This window comes from Scytonema sp. UIC 10036 (assembly GCF_009725235.1).
In genome coordinates this window covers 68,263-89,798 of sequence record NZ_WJFC01000002.1, presented here as the reverse complement: position 1 = coordinate 89,798, position 21,536 = coordinate 68,263, and the positions used below count along the sequence as shown (strand labels likewise).

The window sequence follows — 21,536 nt, the reverse complement described above, 5'->3', positions numbered from 1 at the left end:
ATTCCTCTTTAAATAAGGGAATTACCACCCCAACTGCTTAATGATTTCATCGGCAAGATGCAAAACATTGAACGGCTTGAAGATGACTCCAGCAAGGTTGAAAGGGCACAATTCTAGCCGATCGTCTGATAGGTCGGTTGCAGTGAACAAAATCACTGGGATCGACCGCGTGATGGGGTCGGTCTTTAAAGTTTGCAGCAGAGCCAGCCCCTTCCCATTCAGATTGAGATCCAGCAAAATCACGTCAGGATGCTGCCCTTTTGCTTGCTCTAGTCCCGCTTGTACAGACTCAGATGTTAGAACCGTCCAACCCTTTAGTCGTTCTAGCGTAACTTTAACAATGCGGCTTAGTTCAGGTTCGTCGTCAACAACAAGAATGCATCGATCGCCATAAGAAGAGGACATTATATTTAGGGTTACTCCATCTAGTTGGAACACGTTTTATCATGGAAATTTAGTCTGGTATTAGCAGCGTGAAGTAAAATTTGCTGCCCCTCCCTAATTCACTCTCTGCCCAGATGCGTCCGCCATGCAGTTGCACAATCAGACGACAGATTGACAGCCCTAATCCTGTCCCCCCCTTTTGGCGAGAATCAGACATATTAACCTGTTGAAACTGCCCAAAGATGGTTTCTAGCTTCTCACTTGGAATGCCCCGTCCCTGGTCGGTCACTCGAAATAAAACCTGCTGAGGTTGTGGTTCTACATTAACGGAGACGGTGGTTCCGGCAGGAGAAAATTTGACGGCATTGTTAATTAAATTCACCAGTACTTGCACTAGCCAATCCGGATCTGCCCAAACCTGAATGTTGCCAGTGGACGATCGCAAATCAACCTGGTTCGCTTCTGCCAAGCTTCGCACATTGGAGAATGCCTGTTGCACGAGAGTCGCCGCCTCACACCATTGCTTTTTCAGTTCCACCTGTCCTGACTCCAGTCGGCTCAGTGCCAGAACATCGTTAACCAGTCGCACCAATCGCTCGATATTGTTGTTGGCAATGCCCAGCATCTCTTTCGCCGTTTGGGGATCGTCATCCAAAACTCCGGTTGCCACGAGTCCCAGCGCCCCCCGGATTGAGGAAAGCGGTGTGCGAATTTCGTGGCTGATGATGGAAATAAATTCACGCTTCATCCGTTCTAGCTCACGCTGTTGAGTGACATCCTGCACCATCAGCAGCCCGCCGTTATGCGTCTCACTGCCGCCGTTGAGCGGCGAATAGTGGGCTTCCATCCACTGGTGCTGTCTGGTTTTGAGGTGGGTAAAGTGAAAGTCGAAGGTCGTGACGGTTTTTTCTATGCCGGGATGAAAGCCTTGCAATGTTTTAGCGTCCAGGAGAACGGAAAACACATCTACTCCACGTCTGCTCATGACATCTTCCTGCCGCAGTCCGGTCATCTGTTCCATTGCAGGGTTCCAGAGGGTGCAACAGCCGTCAGCATCAAAGGCAACAATGCCGTCTACGCTGCTGGTGATTAGCTGGAGCGATCGCTCCTGTTCTTGGCGCAGGGCATTTTGCAACCGCACCTGGGCAGAAATGTCACGCCCCTCAACAATCACCCAGAGGATTTGATGGGTCTCGATCGCATAGACGGGTTTTGCGGATACATCAAAGGTGTGGAGGTTGTTACTGGCATCGAAAAGGTTGACTTCTTGATGGAAAAGCTGTCCGGCGGCAGCCTGAGCGACTAACGTTTTGGCAATTTCCTGAAGTTCGGCGGTGGCATTCCAGGAGGGGAATTCCCAAAACGGTTTGCCAATGACAGCCTCATGCTCAACGTCCGCGAAGATGAGTGGATTTTGATTGGTTTCCAGCAACATTCCATCGGGGGTGAGCAAGCCGACAAACTGATACATTTGGTCGAAAGCAGCCCGGAATTTGACTTCGCTTTCCTGGAGGGCAATTTCTGCTCGTTTGCGATCGCTGATATCCACCACCACTGCAACCGTAGATTGAACTTGACCGAATGCATCCCGAACGGGTGACACACTGTTGCTTACCCAAACTTCAGAACCATCCTTGCAGATGTAACGCTTTTCAATGGTAAAGTCAATGCCTTCACTGGCTAGGCGCTGGTATAGCTCAATGTTGTGAGATAAATCGTCAGGATGGGTAATGCCCTGCATCCGCTTATATAACAGCTCGTCCCTGGAATACCCTGTGATCTCGCAATATTTCTGGTTGACCAGGATGAATTGACCTGACAGATTGCATTGGGCAATGCCTGCGGTTGCCTGATTGACGATCGCACGGAACCGCTCTTCGCTCTCGCACAGTGCTTCCTCTGCTTTTTTGCGATCGGTAACATCCAAGGCAAGTGACAGGATAGATATTAACTCACCTGCCTCATTCCTCAAGACGGAGTTATACCACTCGCAGTAAACAATTGAGCCATCTTTAGCATAGTTGCGGTTGTACATCGTTTTGGATTGTTTATCCCCATTCACCAGGGGTTCAATGACCTCTCGGCGAGCGGCTGCTTCATCTTCAGCATGGACAAATCCCATATCGATCGGGCGTTTGCCAAGCACCTCCTGGCTTTTCCACCCAAAAACGTTTTCCGCCTGCGGTGACCACTGCACGACACGCGCTTCAGAATCAAACTCCATCACAGCGAGTGGAGAGTTCATGACGTGATACGTCAGGCGTTGGTGAGCGACACGCAGTGCCTCCTCAGACTCCTTGCGAGCGGTGATATCTCGATAGAAAATGCCAAGCCCCTCCTCAGAAGGGTAGGCGTGAATCTCCAGCCAGACATCAAAGCTGGGCGGCAAGTAGTAATGATGCTCAAAGTGAACCGGAATCTGCTCCGCCATTGCCCGTCGGTACTGATGCTCTAGTTGGCTACCGACTGATGCGGGCCATTCCTCCCAGTGTGTTTTTCCCAGCACTGCTGTAAGTGGTTTGCCGTTGATTCGTTGCGCTGCCGCGTTTTGGTGGATAATCCGCCAGTCGCAATCGAGAGCAGTAAACGCATCCGTCATGCTTTCCAGCAACTGATTAATGCGGTCGTAGGCATCTTCAGCCTGCTGTTGAGCCGCCTCACTAATCAGCCGCAATTCCCGCTCTTTCTGCGCCGTTTCTTGACGCATCCGAGTCATCTTGAGCGTTGCTTCAACTCGCGCCAACAGTTCCCGCGCCGAAAAGGGCTTGATCAAGTAATCATCCGCTCCGGCTGCCAGTCCTTCAATCCGCGATTCTTCTCCAGCTCGGGCAGACAGCAGAATGATTGGAATTTGTCGAGTGTCTGGGTTCGCCCGGAGCGCTTGTAACAATCCAAAGCCATCGAGGCGAGGCATCATCACATCGGTTAAAACCAAATCGGGCATCTGCTGCCGAATGGCGGCTAATGCAGCGACTCCATCAGACACGACTTCTACCTCATACTGTTGATTCAATAAACGCCTCATATAGTGGCGGATATCGGCGTTATCGTCAGCGAGGAGGATGCGAGCAGGGAGGGTAGGTGAGTAGGTGGAAGATAAGTGGTGTTCTGCTTCACTCATCCACTCATCTTCCCGTTCACTCCTTTCGTCTGGTAGCCAGCGCAGCGCTTCTGCAATATAAGGGGTAGCTCTTGTCTCTATTGAGGCAAATGAACGCTCTGCACCAATGAGTTGGGCTTCGCCGTGGTGTAGTTGTAGACGATCTCCTGGCAAATGACTGTATCCCGTGGGAATTGATATCGTGAAGCAGGTTCCTTGACCCACCACGCTATCAACCCGAATGCTGCCACCATGCAGTTTCACCAACTCCTGCACTAAGGACAATCCAATTCCTGACCCTTCATAGCTCCTTCCTGCTGCCCCTTTTACCCGATGGAATCGCTGAAAGATATGAGGCAGTTCTGCGGCGGGAATGCCCGTACCCGTATCTCGCACTTCTAGAATGACATGACTCGACGTTTGAAGCATTCTCCTCTCTTCCCATCGCAGACTGATGACAATTTCACCCTCAAAGGTGAACTTGAAGGCGTTAGAAAGCAAGTTGAGGACAATCTTTTCCCACATTTGGCGATCGACATACACTAGCTGAGGCAGTGGGGAGCAGTCTACCCGTAACCGTAAACCTGCACACTCGATCGCAGAGCGGAATACCCCTGCCAAATCGGTTGTTAACATCGTCAGGTCTGTTGGCTCGTATACTGCTTCAATCCGCTCTGCCTCAATCCGCGTGAAATCTAGCAGTGTATTGACCAGTTTCAGCAAGCGTTGGGCGTTACGATGGGCAACCTGGAGTTGGTGTTTTAGAGTTGGTGAGTCGGCGGGTAGGTAGGGCGATGGAGTCTCATCTATCCTCCCACTCCCCTGCTCCTCTAAACTCGCCAGTGCATCTTCCAAGGGACCGAGCATGAGTGTCAGGGGTGTGCGAAATTCATGACTGACATTACTGAAGAAAACGGTTTTAGCGCGGTCTAGCTCCGCCAATGCTTCTGCCCGTTTCCGTTCTGCTTCGTAAGCCTCCGCATTGGCAATACTGGCTGAGATTTGCCCTGCAACCAAATCGATGAATCCTCGATAGTTGCCGTCAAACAACCTGAACGGATTTAACCCAACGACCAAAATGCCCGCTTTTCCGGTCTGACCTGATGCAGCAATGGGTATGGAAACTGCTTGATGCAGTATTTGCTGCCAAGCACCCGTGGGTAAGTTGTCAAACGATGCTTCTAAATCCGTAATCAAGCAGGCTTTTGAGGTTCTGACAACCTCTGCAAGCTGCCAAACAAAATCATCGTCAAACGCAACGGCTTGAGGAACGGCAGGGTGGTCTCGATCAATACTAGATGTCCCTGCCAGAACAATCTGTTGTTGCTCCGGCTCGATGAGATAAATCATCGCAAAGGGAAGATCGTAAGGATTAGTTTCCAGGCAGCTTGCACTGAGAGTGCAGACTTCATCGAAAGTACGGGCATCTGCCGTTCTGGCTGCCAGTTCCTGCAACAGCGCTAACTGTCGCTCACCGATAATGCGCTGGGTATCGTCCGTACAGGCGCAAAAGATACCGCCTGTGCCGCCACGATCGTCGGGGATGGGGCTGTAGGAGAACGTCACATAGGTTTCTTCTAGATAGCCTTTCCGCAACATGATGAACAATAACGCTTCGTCAAACGTTCCTTCATTTTTGCGAATTGCCGATTCTATCCGAGGTTCAAGTTGATCCCAAATCTCATGCCAGACGAGGGAAGCGGGAAGCCCCAGGGCTGCCGGATGTTTGTTTTGGAGGAAAGAACTGTAAGCGTCATTATAGAGGTTAATTAAGTCTTCGCCCCACCAGATAAACATAGGTTGGCGTGATGTCAGCACAATGCGAAGAGCAGTCTTTAAGCTTTGTGACCAATGCTCTGGTAAACCTAACGAGGTTTGCAACCAGTCGGCGTTACCTTCGGTACACGCGAAGCGTGCTCGCATCAGCGCACCCATTTCACCGCCGCCTGCAAACAGTTGGTCTAACACAGCCTGTTCATTGGTCATGGCATGGCTCCTATTGTGAATACAGCTTTTCTCAGTTCACTTGTTTTCTCCTCAGGGTCTGCTCTTTTCAACGGTGAATGAATCAGATAGTTGTCTAGTTGTCCCAGTCGTTTCAATATGCGCTGAATCAAATCGGCTTCTACAATTGGCTTCAAGACATAATCATCTGCTCCTACGGCTAATGCCTGATGTAGAGTATTAGCATCGGAATGCGCGGAAAGGAACAACACAGGTAACTTACTCCAGTGCGGATCGCTCTTGACCACCTGGCATAGTTCAATACCATTGAATCCTGGCATCGAGACATCCAGCAGCAGTAGATCCGGGCAGGTCACTTCCAGGAATTGCCAAAACAGAGTTGGGTCTGCTAAAGCCGTTACTTGAAACCCTCTCGGTTCCAGGTTGGCTTGCAGCCGTGTTAATAAGACTGAATCGTCATCCACAATCAGTAGTTTAGCAGCGATCACCTCGCTCCGGTTGAGAAGCTGAGTGACGACCTGGAACACTTCAGAGGGCATTGCGGGTTTTTGCAAAAAGGCATTTGCTCCCAGACGAGCCACTTCCACGCGCTTGCTCAAATCACCCTGCCCGCTCAGCACCACTACCGGAATCGTCGGGAACTGACGCTTAAGCTGTGCCAGTAGGGTTAACCCGCTTTCCGTGGTGTTAGAAAAGGTAAGATCCAGCACGATCGCATTAGGCATAGGGGATTGCAGCCGCTCACGGGCACCGATCGGGTTGCTAGCCGTTTCCAGATGAACAGCCCAGTTAGGGGCCTCTGCCTGCATTGGCTCAAGCATGGTTGGGTCGTCGCCGATCATAAAGACTATAGAGGACGCGGCGAGTACTTCTCGATTCCCTGTATCCCCGTACCCCCGTGGCGACCTGTCCTCTTCTATCTCCATATCTCCGTGGCGACCTGTCCCCGTGCCTTCGCTACTTGGCACAGCAAACATAGGCGATCGTTGGGTAATGCACCGGAGTTGCTGAAGCAGCGTTTCGAGTTGAACCGCTGACTCGGATTGCAACACAGCCGTTGAGGAGTTTAGAACACGTTCGATCTGACGGGCAAGCTCTGCTGCGTGTGGAATGCCAAATGCTCCCAAAGAGCCGATGAGCCGATGAGCAATGGTTTGGGCATGCTGCCGCTGGTTGGGGTCAAGAGAGTTTGTTGTAAGGTGGGCGATCGCCTGCTCTAGCGTTGCGAGTTGTGCCTGCAATCGCTCCTGAAACCCTTGCCACATCTGCTGAATCGTTGCTACTGCTGCGGTATAGTCAGCATCCATACCGCTAGTACTATCACACTGGGAATGGTCAGACTGGGAATGGTCAGACTGGGAATGAAGAGTGCCATTCCCTTCTTTTCTCATCTCTTCATCGTCCTGCCGCTCCTCAGGCAATGATCTCAATCGATATCCCAAACCATATAAGGTTTCGATCGGATTAGACGTTAGCCCTGCCATTTGGAGCTTTCGCCGCAATCCACGAATCTGGGTGGTAACTGCCTCTTCGCCCGGACATTCATCAATCGACCAAATGCGATCGAGCAGCGTTTGTCGATCGAAAATTCGACGTGGGTGCCGTAAGAATAACTCCAACAGTTTGTATTCCTTAGGCGTGAGGTGCAGAGGTTTACTCTGGCAAGTTACCTGACAATGATTTGGGTCAAGCTGCAACTCGCCCCAGCAGAGTACCTCCGTTAACTCAGTGTGGCCTCGTCGTAACAACGCGCGAATTCGGGCAAGTAGCTCCGATCGCTCATAGGGTTTGGTGACATAATCATCGGCTCCTGCCTCAAAGCCTGCCACACGGTCTGCCGGATCATCCTTCGCGGTCAGTAGCAAAATGGGGACACGCTGATTCTGCGTTCTCAGTTGCCGACAGAGGCTAATGCCATCCAATCCTGGCAGCATTACATCCAGCACAATCAGGTCATACTGGCTCGTCTCAGCTAATACCAGTGCTGATTTGGCATTATGAGCCGCATCGAGCGTAAACAGTTGAGCTGACAAAAAGCTGACGAGGGCGGCTACTGTATCTTGATCATCTTCAACAATCAGAAGTCTCATACAACGAACCTTGCAGATTGCATCTTGCAAATCCCTAAGCTGAAGGAATACGCCAAGTTAGAGATTTCAGAGTTAACTGAGGCACCTGCCATCTTAATCTGGTTGCTATCAATTCCTCATCCTCCCAAAGGCTCGAAATATGTAAATTTTTATGAATAATTTCATTAGCAAATGACTATGATTTCCTCAGAAAGCCCTTAGGTTCTCTTTCTAAGGTGTAGAAGCATCCAGATTCAAGCAGTGTGGAATTGTTTCAGCAACTCATCCAGCTACTTGGTGGATGCACCACTTGCTCTAGCGGTGTTTTGTGCTGCAAAATATCTTTTAACTGGAAATCAATCTGCCAAATGGGGATTCCCAAGGCAGCGCTGGCATTTCCCTGGGGTCGATATCAACAATTAACACCCGCTGCTTTTTAAACTTGACCAACCCAACAGCCAAGTTATAGACAGTGGTCGATTTTGCGACCCCCCCTTTCATATCGAAAACAGCTAATTTTGTAGTTACACTTTAGGAAAGCCGTCTCTATACTTTACGGCGTTCATTATACATTCAATAATCTAGATTCTTGATTATTTTTTATTTAATCTTGATTATTTTTAATACCTTGTTGGCGGTAGACCATTCGTAATTGCTACATTAAAGTCAAAAAAGCCGTTATTTACAAAGTAAAATCAAGTGTTTTCAGGTCATATTGCAATTTGTTGGTCAGATATCGGCTCAAGACTTACATTACAACCTCCTACTCCTGCTCAGTTATACCCATACTTTTTGACAAACCAAGTCTTCACAAGTTGAGTGAGGACACAATAACTGGACAAAATCAACGCTAACCAGAGGAAGTATTTAGCAGGTAGGGGAACGAATCCTATTACAGGGGCGATCGGTGAAAACGGCAGATAGATAACAACTGCCATGATGCTGAGAGTAACCAATAGCATGGGTAGAGATGGACGACTTTGCAAGAAGGGAATTTTGGGAGTCCGAATGATGTAAACAATTAATGTTTGGGTCATTAGACTTTCGACAAACCAGCCTGTTTGAAACAAGGCTTGCTGCTCGACCGTATTGGCTTGAAAAACAAACCACATCAACGCATAGGTCGCATAGTCAAAAATTGAACTCATTGGGCCAATGTAGAGCATAAATTTTTGAATATCACCAACCTGCCACTTCCGAGGTTTTGTCAGATATTCCCGATCTACATGGTCAAACGGAATTCCAGTTTGGGAGAAATCGTAAAGTAGATTATTGACTAAGATTTGCACAGGCTGCATCGGCAGAAATGGTAGCAATGCGCTAGCACCTAAAACGCTAAACATATTGCCAAAGTTAGAACTCGTACCCATTTTGATATACTTAACGATGTTGCCGAAAGTTTTGCGACCTTCGAGAAGTCCTTCTTCCAGCACCATCAAACTTTTTTCTAACAAAATGATGTCAGCAGATTCCTTGGCAATATCCACGGCTGTATCCACGGATATACCGACATCCGCTTCTCGCAGTGCAGCGGCATCGTTGATGCCATCTCCCATAAACCCGACAATATGACCTTTACGACGAAGAACCTGGATAATTCGCGATTTTTGCAGAGGAGATAGTTTGGCAAAAATGGTAGTGGTTTCAGCAAGATCCGTCAGTTGTTCATCCGATAGGGACTCAACCTCGCTGCCCAATAGGGTGTGGTGAACATATAAACCCACATCCTTACAAGTTTTGAGGGTAACGATGTGGTTGTCGCCAGTTAAAACTTTTACCTGCACCCCACTTTTGTTAAGAGCGGCGATCGCCCGTGCTGCCGAGTCTTTAGGAGGATCGAGAAACGCAATCAAACCGATCAAAATTAAATTGTGTTCATCGGCAACGGAGTAACTGCGCTTGTCCAGGGGTAATTCTTTATAAGCCACTGCGATTACTCTTAGCCCATCTTCATTAAGTTCCCGATTTAACTGTGTGACTTGCTTGAGGATCGAGTCATCAACGGACAAAATCCGATCATTCGCTTTAACCTGCGTGCAAATTTGGAGAATTTCTTCAACGGCTCCTTTGCAAATTAGCTCATGGTGATGATTTTCTTCTTCAACCACAACAGACATGCGACGACGGAGAAAATCAAAAGGAATTTCATCAATTTTGAGAAACTTATGTTCAACTTTTAAGGATTCGTGGAGTTCAATATGTTCCAGGACTGCCACATCCAGCAGATTCTTTAAACCCGTCTGGTAGAAGCTATTGAGATAGGCAAATTCTAAAACCTCTTCATTTTCTTCCCCATAAATGTCTAAGTGCATTTCCAAGACTATTTTGTCCTGGGTGAGGGTGCCCGTTTTATCGGTACACAGAATGTCCATCGCCCCAAAGTTTTGAATAGTATCGATATTCTTGACGATCACCTTTTTCTCAGACATGGCGATCGCCCCTCGCGCCAGGTTTGCAGTCACGATCATCGGCAACATCTCTGGGGTTAACCCCACGGCTACCGAGAGAGCAAAAAAGAAAGCCTCTCCCCAGTTCTTTTTGATCAAACCATTGATCGCAAAAACAACTGGGGCCATCACCAGCATGAAGCGCAGTAGCAACAAACTGACATCATTCACGCCCTTATCAAAGCTGGTCATCGTCTTGCGACCGACCACGGTTTTCGCCAGAGAACCCAAGTAAGTATTGCTACCTGTTTGGATCACAACAGCAATTCCTGTACCGCTGATGACGTTTGTGCCTAAGAAACAAAGATTTGCCAGTTCCAACGGATTTTGGATCTGTAACTGATCGTTGGGCAACGTGGGCTGTTTCTCAACAGGCAAAGACTCTCCGGTCAAAGTACCCTGGCTCACAAACAAATCCTTCGCCGTAATCAAACGCACATCCGCTGGAATCATGTCTCCAGCCCTAGGAAGACCACATCACCCGGAACCAAAAATTTAATTGGGATTTCCTGTCGGCTTGGAACATCAAGATTGAGCGTCAAGCCCATATCCTGTGCCAAACTGGGAGAAATATCTTTACGGGGATCTTTACGGCTCACGGTGGCAGTAGTATGCACCATCTCCCGTAGTTTTTCTGCTGCTTGACTGGAGCGAAATTCTTGAGAGAAGCGCAGAATTACACTAAAAACCACCATACTGAAAATAATCACAGCAGCTCTGATATCTCCAGTCAACAGAGCAATAACTGCCAGAATAATCAATAAAATCGCTAGTGGATTTTGAAACGTCTTTAACAACTGAATGTACCACTTCGGCGGTTTCTCATGAGCAATCTCGTTCAGCCCAATTTTGTGCAAACGCAGATCGGACTGGAGTTCGCTTAACCCCTCGGAGGAAGTATTTAGTATTTTCAAAACCGCTTCTACATTGTTGTGAGCAAGTTGAATCAATTTTGTGGGTAACGCTGGCGGAACAGAGGAGGCTTTCTGGAGTAGATGACTAGATTTTCCCTTCCATCCCCATATACTCCTAAATATCGTTTTGTTGTGAGAGTCGGGTTTCATAGCGATCGCATCCTTTTTTGATGCATTGGAACCATAAGCTTACCAAAAAAAAGGTAATCTTGAAGAAGGCAGAGGGCAGAAGGCAGAAGGATTTGTTATAGATGGGGATTCAAACCCTTTACTCCCTTCGGTCGTGAGAAGTACGAGGGCATTACATAGCTGCCCTCTGCCCTCCTACTTCTGCCTTTTTGTTAAAATTTGATTTTTAGGTTGTGTCTGAGATGGTTAAATACTTATGCAATTAGGGTTGTAGCTCAAATATCGGAAGTGGCTGCTCCGATACTATTTCACTCAAGCGAGAATCGGTATAGTTAAGATTTTGAAACAGCAGTAATGGTTTTTTCTAAAGACTGCAATGCTGTCATTAATTTCTCTTTTTGGGGTTTAGAAGCTTTGAGTTCTCCTGTAACCTCATCCAGATTTGTCTCTATAGTTTCATAATTATTACGAGATTTAGCTTTGATACCGTCCTCAACTTCTTTCCAAGCATCCTCAAATTTATCAAATTCTTTTTTAGCCTGAACAAAGTCGCCAGATGTAACTGCGGTTTTAGTCTTGGATACTATAGTTAGTAAACTATTATTACCTATAGTGGATGTTGTTGTTGGGGCTGATGCTACGCTAGCATTAGGAGTCACAGATGGGGGAGTTTGGATAGTAGCTTGTTCGGGACTAGTGCAGCCTACCAAAGCTAGTAAGCTTATACCTGCAACGCTCGATATTAGTTGAAAATGCTTCATTGTAAAACTCCTCGATTAATTAAGCTGTAATTTACACAAGTGAATATTTTCCTGTTTGCCAGCACTAATAGCAACATTTATGGGGTTAGTTTCTACCAGATAAATATATTCTTAACCCTAAACTTCTTCCTAAGAATAAGGCCGCAAAGGTAAAGAACTCGTAAAGATTTATCACCAAGCTGAAAATGCTCATATACTTCATTAGTCATTACTATTTAAAATAATAAGGAAAGCATTGATGGGTATAGTTTTGAGAGAACAAAGGAGTTGAGGGTGGGGAAAAAGATGCAGAAGTGGGCAGAGATAGAATTACAACATGCTGAGTTAGGGGATGCACGGAGAAATAAGCGGTTAATAAAGCTTGTAGAGGACTTAGCATCTCAGCCATCAAGTAGTGTGCCACAAGCGTGTGGAAATCTGGCGGCCACCTGTGCCGCCTACGATTTTTGGAGTTCACCATATAGTTATTAATATTTATATGTGCCGTTATGAAATTTTTATTAGTTGAAGATGATAAATGGATTGCTGCATCTCTTACAGAAGCCTTAACTGATAATAATTACGCAATTGATGTAGCTGGTGACGGTGAGGAAGGATGGGACTTCATAACGGCATTTGACTATGATCTAATCCTTCTGGATGTGATGCTACCAAAATTGAATGGTATAGAATTGTGTCAAAGATTACGTCAGCGTGGTTATGGGCTGCCAGTGCTGATGTTGACTGCGAGAGATAGCAGTACTGATAAAGTACTAGGTTTGGATGCAGGTGCAGATGATTACGTCATCAAACCTTTTGATTTAAAAGAATTACTAGCACGTATTCGGGCTTTGCTGCGACGTGGAAATACGACAATATCGACTTTTTTGGAGTGGGGCGGACTGCGGCTTGACCCAGCCAACTGTACTGTTACTTATAAGAATAAATTGTTATTAATGACACCTAAAGAGTACCAATTACTAGAACTTTTTCTGCGTAATAATGGGCATGTTCTCAGTCGCCATCAAATTCTTGACCACCTGTGGCCATCTATTGACCCACCTGGACAAGATACAATCAAGGTACATATTCGAGGAATACGTCAAAAACTCAAAGCCGCAGGAGCAAAAGATGATTTTATCGAAACTGTTTACGGGCTTGGGTATCGGCTTAAACAAAACTTATAGGAACAAAAGTAGGTTTGCGGATAGAAAATTTATCGTACCTTGGCGACGGGTAGATATTTTAACTAACCCCCAGTTTCGCGCTACCGGCTGGCGATTACTGTTATCTTATTTAATGGCGATGATGGTGGTGATGGGACTGTCATCGGTAGTAGTGTATCATTTTTTTGCTTATAGTCTCAGTCAGCAATTAGATAGGCAGTTGTTGACATTGGCGGATGCGGCTGCTCATAATTTATCGGCTATTCAGGCGGATAGGACGGCTGTGCATCGCAAAATGCCGCGAATTTTAGATAATGATGGGGATTTGGATATTCCTTGGCAAGATTTGCGGCTGTATGGTCAGAGTGTAGAATGGTTTGACGCTGGGCAGCAATTATTAGGAAAGGCAGGAAAGCAATTTCCCGAAACACCATTTCTGACTAATTTTCACTCGTGGCAGCAAAATGGCATCAGGATATTAACTATTCCGGTTTATTCTTCAGGAAAAAATCAACAACTTTTAGGTTATGTGCGTGTCAGTGCATCAACAGTGGAAGTACAAAAAGAACTGGAGAGACTGTTGATGGGTTTGGGTATTGGTGGTGTTTTGGGGACGGTTTTAATTAGTGGTACAGGTTGGTGGTTAACGAGTAAAGCCTTGCAACCGATTGAGCAGAGTTTCCAGCAATTACAACAGTTTACGGCGGATGCGTCCCATGAATTACGCAGTCCTCTGACGGCGATTAAAACGACTGTAGAAGTTATCCAAAATCACCCAGAACGTATTCATCCCAGTGATGTCAAAAAAATCGACATCATAGAGGGCGCAACAAAGCAGATGACGCACTTGGTAGAGGATTTACTGTTGTTAGCCAGAAGTGATTCTGCACCTATAAGTTTGCCTAAAACCGCAATTCCCATACCCATAGATGAAATTTTAATTGATTTAATTGATACCTTACAGCCGCAGGCAGAATCTCAAGAAATTACTTTAGATGCTAACTTGATTGATGCGGTGTGGGTAAAGGGGGATGCACATCAGTTACAACGACTATTTGGGAATTTATTAGAAAATGCTCTGCAATATACGTCTAATGGCGGTTTAGTCAGAGTGGAAATCGTTAAAAGGGATGATTTTGTGGTGATTGAAGTGGCAGATACTGGTATTGGTATCGCACCTGAACATTTACCCTTAGTATTTAACCGCTTTTGGCGTGCGGAAAAAGCTCGTTCTCGTCGTCAAGGTGGTTCGGGTTTGGGTTTAGCTATTGTCCAAGCTATTACTCAGGCTCATGGTGGTGAGATTTTTGTGACGAGTAGAGTCGGTGTGGGAAGTTGTTTTCGGGTGAAGTTACCGATAGTTGAGTAATCTCTTTACTAGTTCCTTACTTTCTTTGTTTTACTCTATGAGTTGTGTAGAGGTAAATCGATGTTACCTGATAACTCGGCATACCTAACTCTGTTGTTAGTTGTGGCGTAGGACTAAATAAATAGCTTTGCACACTTAATTCTGCTTTTGCATCTATCTATAGGAGAGTTCCGTCATGAGTTTTCCAGAGAAAGTGCGATTTTTTAAGACTGTTGCTATATCTGGAGCAACTGCACTGAGTATTCTAGGTTTAAATGGTTGCAGTCCAAAAACTCCAGTGGCGATTGTTGAACCATCTGCGCCTGTTGTTCAACCTGCTACCCAAGCTAATACTAAGCCTGAGTCTACCACAGTCAAAAATCTCATCTCTGCTTACAATGGGGAATCTAACGCCCATGTAATGTATCTGGCTTTTGCACAAAAAGCTGATGGGGAAGGTTACAAGGAGGTTGGTAGTCTCTTCCGCGCCGCCGCACGGGCAGAAGCGATTCACCGAGATAATCATGCTAAGGTGATTCAGGGAATGGGCGGCACACCGAAAAATAATATTGCTACACCTGTAGTCAAATCTACTGCTGAAAATCTGACACAGGCTATTAAAGGTGAGTCCTATGAACGCGATACTATGTATCCCAACTTTATTAAAGAGGCGAAACAGGTTGGTAATCAAGCTGCTGTCCAAACCTTTAACTACGCTTTAGAAGCAGAAACGGAACACGCCAAACTTTACACCACAGCTAAGAATCACCTCGCTTCTTGGAAACAGGCAAATCGTCCTTTATATGTCTGCCCTGTATCTGGTTATACAACACTTGATGCAAATAGTAAAAATTGTTTAAAGCCTTTTGAGAAGGTTAGCTAGGTTATGAATCGACGTGAATTTTTTGGCTGGGTGGGTTTAGGGGCAATTTTTACTTCCTTACCTGTGGCCATAGCCGCCTGTTCTTCTCAATCTACACCTTCTAAGTTAAGTAATGCTCCACCTCGTTCTGATGGCTTTAAAGCTATAGGGACTGTAGCAGAGTTAGACCAAAAAGGTCATATTCTCAATCAGGATGTAATTATCATACGTAATCCCACTGAGAATAATGGTCTGATTGCTGTCAATTCAACCTGTACTCATGCAGGTTGTGCTGTAAATTGGGAAGCAAATCAGAAATCTTTTGTTTGTCCCTGTCACGAGTCGAAATTTGCACCAGATGGCAAGGTTTTGGGAGGCCCTGCAACAAAACCATTACAAACTTACACAGCTAAGTTGGAAGGTGGGGATGTGTTGGTAATTCGTAATTCGTAATTCAAAAAACAGCGTTGCTGATTGACACAATGAAAAATTCACGCAGAGTCGCAAAGTCGCAGAGGGGAAAATGGCTGATAAAATTGAACTCGAATCTATCACGGGGCTGTCTGCATCAGCTGTAGGCGATCGCCTGAAGCAAGAAGGGTATAATGAGCTACTATCTACCCAAAAGCGTACTGTCTGGGGAATTGCGCTGGAAATCTTCCAAGAGCCTATTTTCCTACTTTTGCTGGGCTGTGGTGTCATTTACTTGTTTCTGGGTGATGTTCAGGAAGCGTTAATCCTATTAGGCTTTGTTTTTTTCATTGTTGGCATTAACTTATACCAGGAACAGAAAACTGAAAAATCACTGGAAGCGTTACGTGACCTCTCTAGTCCGCGTGCATTAGTGATTCGTGATGGAGAACGCCAACGGATTACGGGACGGGAAGTGGTGCGTGAAGATGTGATTGTTTTGTCAGAGGGTGATAGAGTTCCTGCGGATGCTGTGGTGCTGTGGTCTACGCATTTGAGCGTCGATGAATCTTTGTTAACAGGTGAATCTTTACCTGTACGCAAGCAATCAGTTAAGGACAGCACAGATTTAGCAAACACCATAAGAACTGCATCCCAGCACCGTCCTGGTGGTGAGGATTTGCCCTTTGTCTATTCGGGAACGCTGATAGTCCAAGGTCAGGGTATTGCTCAAGTCTATGCCACTGGTATGCAGACAGAAATGGGCAAGATTGGTAAAGCTTTGCAGACTGTGGAACCGGAACAGACGGTTCTGGAAAGGGAAACTCGACGGATTGTTAGTAAGCTGACCTTTGTAGCGATCGCTATTTGTGTGGCTGTAGTCGTAATTTATGGCGCATCTACGAGCAATTGGCTACAAGGGGTTCTGGCAGGGTTGGCGCTGGCGATGGCTATTTTGCCTAATGAAATTCCCGTAGTATTGGCGATTTTCTTGGCGTTGGGTGCTTGGAGATTTTCTTTAGCTAGGGTGTTGACTCGTCGTGTCCCTGTGGTGGAAACACTGGGTTCTACTACGGTTCTGTGTGTCGATAAAACTGGGACACTGACTTTTAACCGGATGTCGGTGCAGCAATTATTTGTATCTCCCAGTTTTTATGATGTCGCTCTGCACGAACAGGAAGCACTCCCAGAAACTTACCATGAGTTAATCGAATTTGGGATTTTAGCCAGTCGCAAAGACCCCTTCGACCCGATGGAAAAAGCCCTCAAACAAGTGGGTGATGACTATTTAGCCAGAACTGAACATTTACATCAAGATTGGGAGATATTACGCGAGTATCCCCTGTCTGGTGAATTATTGGCGATGTCTTGTGTTTGGCGATCGCCAGAAAATAGATTAGTCATTGCTACCAAAGGTGCGCCAGAAGCGATCGCCGATCTATGTCACTTTAATGCCGAACAAAAGCGAGACTTAGAACAGCATATCAATACAATGGCTGCTGCTGGTTTGCGAGTTTTGGGTATCGCTAAAGCGATCGGGCGACATCAAACGGACAATCAGCCAAACTCTCTTCCTGAAAAACAACATGACTTTGTATTTGCATTTTTGGGACTGGTAGGCATGGCTGATCCAGTGCGCCCTACCGTAGCGCCAGCCATTACTGAGTGTTATACTGCCGGGATTCGGGTTGTGATGATTACAGGTGATTATCCAGCAACAGCCCAAAATATTGCCCGTCAAATCGGACTGACACCCGCTACTGAAGTCATCACAGGAGCAGAATTAGAAAAGATGCCAGAAGGCGAGTTGCTTTCTCGGATTCAAACTGTGAATATCTTTGCACGGGTTGTCCCAGAGCAAAAATTACTGATTGTTAATGCCTTGAAGCGCTCAGGCGAAATCGTGGCGATGACTGGAGACGGGGTAAACGATGCCCCAGCTTTGAAAGCCGCCAATATTGGCATTGCAATGGGCGAAAGGGGTACAGATGTGGCGCGGGAGTCTGCGGATTTGGTATTGCTAGATGATGATTTTTCTTCCATTGTCAAGTCCGTCAGGCTGGGGCGACGAGTATTTGACAACCTGAAAAAAGGTATGGCTTATACCTTAGCGGTTCATATCCCCATTGCTGGGATGTCGTTGATTCCTGTAATCTTTCATTGGCCTTTAGTGTTATTACCTATCCACATTGCCTTCCTACACCTAATTATTGACCCAGCTTGTACCGTAGTGTTTGAGGCAGAACCAGAAGAAAGTAATGTGATGAAGCGTCCACCCCGCAACCCAAAGGAGCCATTATTTAGCCGTCGCACTTTGAAATTAGCATTGTTGCAAGGATTAAGTGTATTAGTAGTGCTAGTGGCTGTCTTTGCTGTGTCTTATTATTCTGGAAATGGAGAATTTGATGCCCGCGCTCTTGCTTTTACCACCTTAATTGTCTCGAATTTGAGTATGATTTTGAGCAATCGCTCTTGGTCGCGTACCATTCCAGAGATGTTACGCACTCCCAATCAAGCACTGTGGTGGGTAATGGGTGGTGCAGTAGTTTTTATGGGACTCGTGCTTTATTTTCCTGTATTGCGCCATCTATTCCGTTTTTCTTTTCTGCATTTTGATGATTTAATAATTAGTCTCGCCTCTGGAGTATTCAGTATTTTGTGGTTTGAGGGACTGAAAATTGGGCGGCGAAAAAAAGATAATACACGACGGGCATTTGACTAATTTGTGATGCAGGAGAAAACAATTTTAGACGTTGCTTCCTTCGAGGGATGAATTGGTAGCTGTAACTATCTAAATTGCAATCTATATTGGACTAAATCATCCCATGATATGCCTAAAGCCAAGCTGCGCTAACAGCAACGTCCAATTTTCATAAACACTAGGTAAAAATAATAATTTTTCCGGCGGATTATTATAAAACGGTTATTTCGCAAGTATCATTACACCAATTAAGGTTTGATTTCTGACGCAAGAGTTTGAAAGTGAACGATATGTTTTCCCGTTACAAAGCTGCGAGCGATCGCAAAAGACATAAAAGTAAAAGATACCGCATATCGGGTTATCATCCCATCCGAAAGCTCAAAATTATTCTGGTAGGTCTTTATGTCGCTGTTATCTCTGACTTTAGCGTTGCCTACAAAGTTGTTTTATCAGTTCCAGTTTTGGGCTTCTCATTTATCTTTCGGCAATGGGTCGATGTCACTCTGATTTTACTAGCAACGGGGATGATGCTGGTTGCCGAATTATTTAACAGTGCGATCGAAATCTTATGTGATTTTGTGGAGGAACGGGAAGATACCTGAATTGGTGTGATTAAGGATATTGCAGCGGCGGCGGCTGGCATCAGTATCTTTGTGTGGGCTGTCACACTTATCCTTGAAGGCAGTCACTTCTGGCAATTGCTAAAAATTTGACTATCAATTTTGCAGCATTAGATTTACAAATAATTTTTTGGGTAAATTACTATGAAACGAGCATTTCGCAAGTATCATCGCACCATTGGTATCATCATTTGTCTACCTTTGATATTAACTGTATTGACTGGAATGTTGACGACTATTGTCAAGGAATGGCCAGTTTACACTGGAATTTCTTCTAATCTACTGTTAAAAATCCATACAGGAGAAATATTACATCTAGAAGCAATTTACCCAATTTTAAATGGATTAGGACTGATTGGGTTGCTGGTGACAGGAATGAGTATGTCTGGATTGTTTGATCGCAAAAGACGGCGTAACATCAATAATTAAGATTTATTTAATTGAGATTTCAGAGGGTTAGCCAAGGAGCATTTATAACAATACCCCCAACACTTGTCCGTTGATAAAAAAAGGAAATGAAAGTATCAAATTTTATTTTTTAATACATCTAAAACGAGTTTCAAGACTACGGTTAAATGCTATTCTCTAATAAATTTCTAGAGCGCCGATTCAGTAGAAGAGATTGACAAAAAAAGATAAATATGTAGGAAAAATTGAGAGGGGCAAATGGATTTGGGCGTTGCATAATAGAAGGATGAATTGAGGCAACCTACTGTGCATTGTCCATACTGTGAGTCTACTGATGTCAGGAAGAATGGTAAGCGAAGAGGTAAACACGCATCACATTTGTGTAAACTGCGCTCGCCAATTCATCGATATCTATAACCCACCAAAAGGTTATTCTGATGAAGTTAAACAAGAATGTTTGAAGTTGTACGTTAACGGTATGGGATTTCGAGCAATTGAGCGTGCTACAGGAGTTCATCATACAACAATCATTTATTGGGTTAAACAAATTGGTCAACAACTTCCAGATGCACTGCCAGAAGATGAAATTCCAGAAGTAGGAGAGTTAGATGAACTAGAAACCTTTGTCGGGTCAAAAAAAACAAAATTTGGTTGTGGCGTGCTGTAAATCATTTTCAGGAAGGAATTTTGGCATGGGTCTTGGGAGACCATAGTGCAGAAACATTTCAACCACTATGGGAAATTGTTTGCTGTTGGCAATGCTATTCCCAAGTACGGATGGATGGAAAGTTTACCCCAATTTTATTGAGCCAGGAGACCATATTGTGAGCAAAACTTATATGACTAGAGTTGAAGGAGAGAATACACGTTTACGTCATTACTTAGCACGACTGGGGCGAAAAACATTGTGCTATTCCAAATCAGTGGATATGCTGAAATATTCACTTAGATTATTACTTCATTATTTAAAGTATTGGGAAATACCAGTATTTAATTGATTCATCCCGCATTTATGCAACGCCGAAAAACTTATATAGGACTCTATTAAGACTCAATGCCTGAGTCTGGTTGCGCTTATTGATACGTTGAAGACTTGTACTAGATATGTAATATATAACGAAGTATATAACCAGCTTATAGTACGTTGATTACATCAAATAATGGAAATTACCAAGTACGTATAAGCGCATGAACCCACATAGAAAATTGACAGACCACTAGCTCGTGTTGAGTCCTTTCAACACAACCTATAAATAAATTCAATGCTCTACCATGTATTACACCGAAGAACTCGACGTAGGCTCTACCATGTGTTACACCGTTAATCTCTGACCTCTTTTCCAAGTATTACATGGTGTCACTACCATCAGATCCAGAATTAAGTTTTTGCCTTACCCTGTCAGGCTTTAATTCCTCTCACCCTTCAATCAGGAGCGAACGTACAGCTTCTAGTGACATCTCCCTCATATACATTTCTGTTAATTTGTCAACTCCCTCTACTGAACCGGCGCTCTAGCTCACCAATAAAACCGAAAGTTATTTCAACAAATTAGTCAATAGTTAACAGTAAACTGTTTTTCAGTTGGGAGTCAAAGTTCCCCACCACTATTGCGTGCTACGTTTGAGTTGGAGATTTAGACCCCAACTCAAACTTTGATAACTGATAACTGCTTTAAACTCTTGCCCTATGGTCAAGAAGACTACGAGAAGCTAATGAAAGCATGATCATCCAAAGGCCCGTCAACAAAAAATTAATCCCTACAAATACTCCCAATACCCAAACTGTGCTGATAGGCCATTGATACAGAATCAAAATCCCTAGAATAATAGCCATGATACCGCTAAATAGTACCCAACCCCAGTTTGGATCTCGACGCATTTGAAATGCTGCAATCACCTCCAATACACCCTCCATAAAAATGATAAATCCAAAAGCTAAAGTGAGAGAGAGCGCAGCACCAAAGATGTTGCTAATCAACAAAATTCCACCAATTACGTATAGAATACCAACTACTAGTGTTGTCCAGAAGCCTCGTTTGTGACGTGATTGAAATGCATGAACAATTCGGACGATGCCAGCAATAATTAAAGTCCAGGAGAATACGATTGTAATGGCAATAGTGGCAATAAATGGTTCTGCGATCGCTGCAATTCCCAGCAGAATCATCAAAATACCTAAGACAATTGGCAATGCTGAATTTGTTCTGGTTTCTCTAAAATCTTCAGGAGTCATAGCTTTTCCAAAAATGTTTTGATATGTTGTTAAATCTTG

At 45.0% G+C, this 21,536-nt stretch carries 14 protein-coding genes and 2 pseudogenes; 9 read left to right on the top strand and 7 right to left on the bottom strand.

Annotated features, from left to right (window positions below; all coding sequences use genetic code 11):
* Positions 1–21: 21 nt before the first annotated feature.
* The 6 genes from F7734_RS01800 to F7734_RS01775 all read right to left on the bottom strand — a co-directional run bounded on the left by F7734_RS01800 (position 22) and on the right by F7734_RS01775 (position 11,769).
* The gene (locus F7734_RS01800; protein ID WP_155743105.1) at positions 22–405 is read right to left on the bottom strand and encodes a response regulator; all 384 of its coding nucleotides are present in this window, start codon (positions 403–405) and stop codon (positions 22–24) included.
* A 49-nt stretch (positions 406–454) separates the two neighbouring features.
* Positions 455–5,470 carry a PAS domain S-box protein gene (locus F7734_RS01795; protein WP_155743104.1) on the bottom strand — a complete coding sequence of 1,672 codons (5,016 nt, stop codon included), beginning with the start codon at positions 5,468–5,470 and terminating at the stop codon, positions 455–457.
* The gene (locus F7734_RS01790) at positions 5,467–7,539 is read right to left on the bottom strand and encodes a response regulator (protein ID WP_155743194.1); all 2,073 of its coding nucleotides are present in this window, start codon (positions 7,537–7,539) and stop codon (positions 5,467–5,469) included. Before F7734_RS01790 ends, F7734_RS01795 begins: the two co-directional genes overlap by 4 nt.
* Before the next feature lie 752 nt (positions 7,540–8,291).
* On the bottom strand, positions 8,292–10,418 hold the full coding sequence (gene mgtA / locus F7734_RS01780) for a magnesium-translocating P-type ATPase (protein WP_243146625.1): 2,127 nt from the start codon (positions 10,416–10,418) through the stop codon (positions 8,292–8,294).
* Positions 10,415–11,029, bottom strand: coding sequence for a cation-transporting P-type ATPase (locus F7734_RS63010; protein ID WP_243146624.1), 615 nt, complete (start codon positions 11,027–11,029; stop codon positions 10,415–10,417). The genes mgtA and F7734_RS63010 overlap by 4 nt, the downstream gene beginning before the upstream one ends.
* A 311-nt stretch (positions 11,030–11,340) precedes the next feature.
* Positions 11,341–11,769 carry a DUF4363 domain-containing protein gene (locus F7734_RS01775; RefSeq protein ID WP_155743103.1) on the bottom strand — a complete coding sequence of 143 codons (429 nt, stop codon included), beginning with the start codon at positions 11,767–11,769 and terminating at the stop codon, positions 11,341–11,343.
* A gap of 285 nt (positions 11,770–12,054) precedes the next feature.
* On the opposite strand from F7734_RS01775, the pseudogene F7734_RS01770 reads away from it, so the two are divergent.
* The 9 genes and pseudogenes from F7734_RS01770 to F7734_RS01730 all read left to right on the top strand — a co-directional run.
* Positions 12,055–12,231: pseudogene (locus F7734_RS01770) on the top strand (transposase); the annotation flags it as partial.
* A gap of 26 nt (positions 12,232–12,257) precedes the next feature.
* Positions 12,258–12,935 carry a response regulator transcription factor gene (locus F7734_RS01765; RefSeq protein ID WP_155743102.1) on the top strand — a complete coding sequence of 226 codons (678 nt, stop codon included), beginning with the start codon at positions 12,258–12,260 and terminating at the stop codon, positions 12,933–12,935.
* Positions 12,880–14,283, top strand: coding sequence for a HAMP domain-containing sensor histidine kinase (locus F7734_RS65940; RefSeq protein ID WP_155743101.1), 1,404 nt, complete (start codon positions 12,880–12,882; stop codon positions 14,281–14,283). Before F7734_RS01765 ends, F7734_RS65940 begins: the two co-directional genes overlap by 56 nt.
* 175 nt (positions 14,284–14,458) lie before the next feature.
* Positions 14,459–15,145, top strand: a complete 687-nt coding sequence (locus F7734_RS01755) for a rubrerythrin family protein (RefSeq protein WP_155743100.1) — start codon at positions 14,459–14,461, stop codon at positions 15,143–15,145.
* Between the two features lie 3 nt (positions 15,146–15,148).
* Positions 15,149–15,577, top strand: coding sequence for a ubiquinol-cytochrome c reductase iron-sulfur subunit (locus tag F7734_RS01750; protein WP_155743099.1), 429 nt, complete (start codon positions 15,149–15,151; stop codon positions 15,575–15,577).
* Positions 15,578–15,647: 70 nt separating this feature from the next.
* Positions 15,648–18,257: a cation-translocating P-type ATPase gene (locus F7734_RS01745; protein ID WP_155743098.1), complete on the top strand. Its 2,610-nt coding sequence runs from the start codon at positions 15,648–15,650 to the stop codon at positions 18,255–18,257.
* A gap of 269 nt (positions 18,258–18,526) precedes the next feature.
* The gene (locus F7734_RS01740; RefSeq protein WP_243146635.1) at positions 18,527–18,838 is read left to right on the top strand and encodes a diacylglycerol kinase; all 312 of its coding nucleotides are present in this window, start codon (positions 18,527–18,529) and stop codon (positions 18,836–18,838) included.
* 162 nt (positions 18,839–19,000) lie between these two features.
* Positions 19,001–19,285 (top strand): peptidase, encoded by a 285-nt coding sequence (locus F7734_RS01735; RefSeq protein ID WP_155743097.1) that lies wholly within the window; start codon positions 19,001–19,003, stop codon positions 19,283–19,285.
* A gap of 285 nt (positions 19,286–19,570) precedes the next feature.
* A pseudogene (locus F7734_RS01730) lies at positions 19,571–20,262 on the top strand (IS1 family transposase).
* A gap of 674 nt (positions 20,263–20,936) precedes the next feature.
* Here the strand turns inward: F7734_RS01730 and F7734_RS01725 are convergent.
* A complete protein-coding gene (locus F7734_RS01725) occupies positions 20,937–21,497 on the bottom strand; it encodes an HdeD family acid-resistance protein (RefSeq protein WP_155743193.1) in 561 nt (186 codons plus the stop codon).
* Positions 21,498–21,536 lie beyond the last annotated feature (39 nt).

What these genes read in the sequence shown, in the direction of transcription:
- F7734_RS01800 (WP_155743105.1), bottom strand. Translation starts at nt 405, where the DNA reads ATGTCCTCTTCTTATGGCGATCGATGCATTCTTGTTGTTGACGACGAA.
- F7734_RS01795 (WP_155743104.1), bottom strand. Translation starts at nt 5,470, where the DNA reads ATGACCAATGAACAGGCTGTGTTAGACCAACTGTTTGCAGGCGGCGGT.
- F7734_RS01790 (WP_155743194.1), bottom strand. Translation starts at nt 7,539, where the DNA reads ATGAGACTTCTGATTGTTGAAGATGATCAAGATACAGTAGCCGCCCTC.
- mgtA (WP_243146625.1), bottom strand. Translation starts at nt 10,418, where the DNA reads ATGATTCCAGCGGATGTGCGTTTGATTACGGCGAAGGATTTGTTTGTG.
- F7734_RS63010 (WP_243146624.1), bottom strand. Translation starts at nt 11,029, where the DNA reads ATGAAACCCGACTCTCACAACAAAACGATATTTAGGAGTATATGGGGA.
- F7734_RS01775 (WP_155743103.1), bottom strand. Translation starts at nt 11,769, where the DNA reads ATGAAGCATTTTCAACTAATATCGAGCGTTGCAGGTATAAGCTTACTA.
- F7734_RS01765 (WP_155743102.1), top strand. Translation starts at nt 12,258, where the DNA reads ATGAAATTTTTATTAGTTGAAGATGATAAATGGATTGCTGCATCTCTT.
- F7734_RS65940 (WP_155743101.1), top strand. Translation starts at nt 12,880, where the DNA reads ATGATTTTATCGAAACTGTTTACGGGCTTGGGTATCGGCTTAAACAAA.
- F7734_RS01755 (WP_155743100.1), top strand. Translation starts at nt 14,459, where the DNA reads ATGAGTTTTCCAGAGAAAGTGCGATTTTTTAAGACTGTTGCTATATCT.
- F7734_RS01750 (WP_155743099.1), top strand. Translation starts at nt 15,149, where the DNA reads ATGAATCGACGTGAATTTTTTGGCTGGGTGGGTTTAGGGGCAATTTTT.
- F7734_RS01745 (WP_155743098.1), top strand. Translation starts at nt 15,648, where the DNA reads ATGGCTGATAAAATTGAACTCGAATCTATCACGGGGCTGTCTGCATCA.
- F7734_RS01740 (WP_243146635.1), top strand. Translation starts at nt 18,527, where the DNA reads ATGTTTTCCCGTTACAAAGCTGCGAGCGATCGCAAAAGACATAAAAGT.
- F7734_RS01735 (WP_155743097.1), top strand. Translation starts at nt 19,001, where the DNA reads ATGAAACGAGCATTTCGCAAGTATCATCGCACCATTGGTATCATCATT.
- F7734_RS01725 (WP_155743193.1), bottom strand. Translation starts at nt 21,497, where the DNA reads ATGACTCCTGAAGATTTTAGAGAAACCAGAACAAATTCAGCATTGCCA.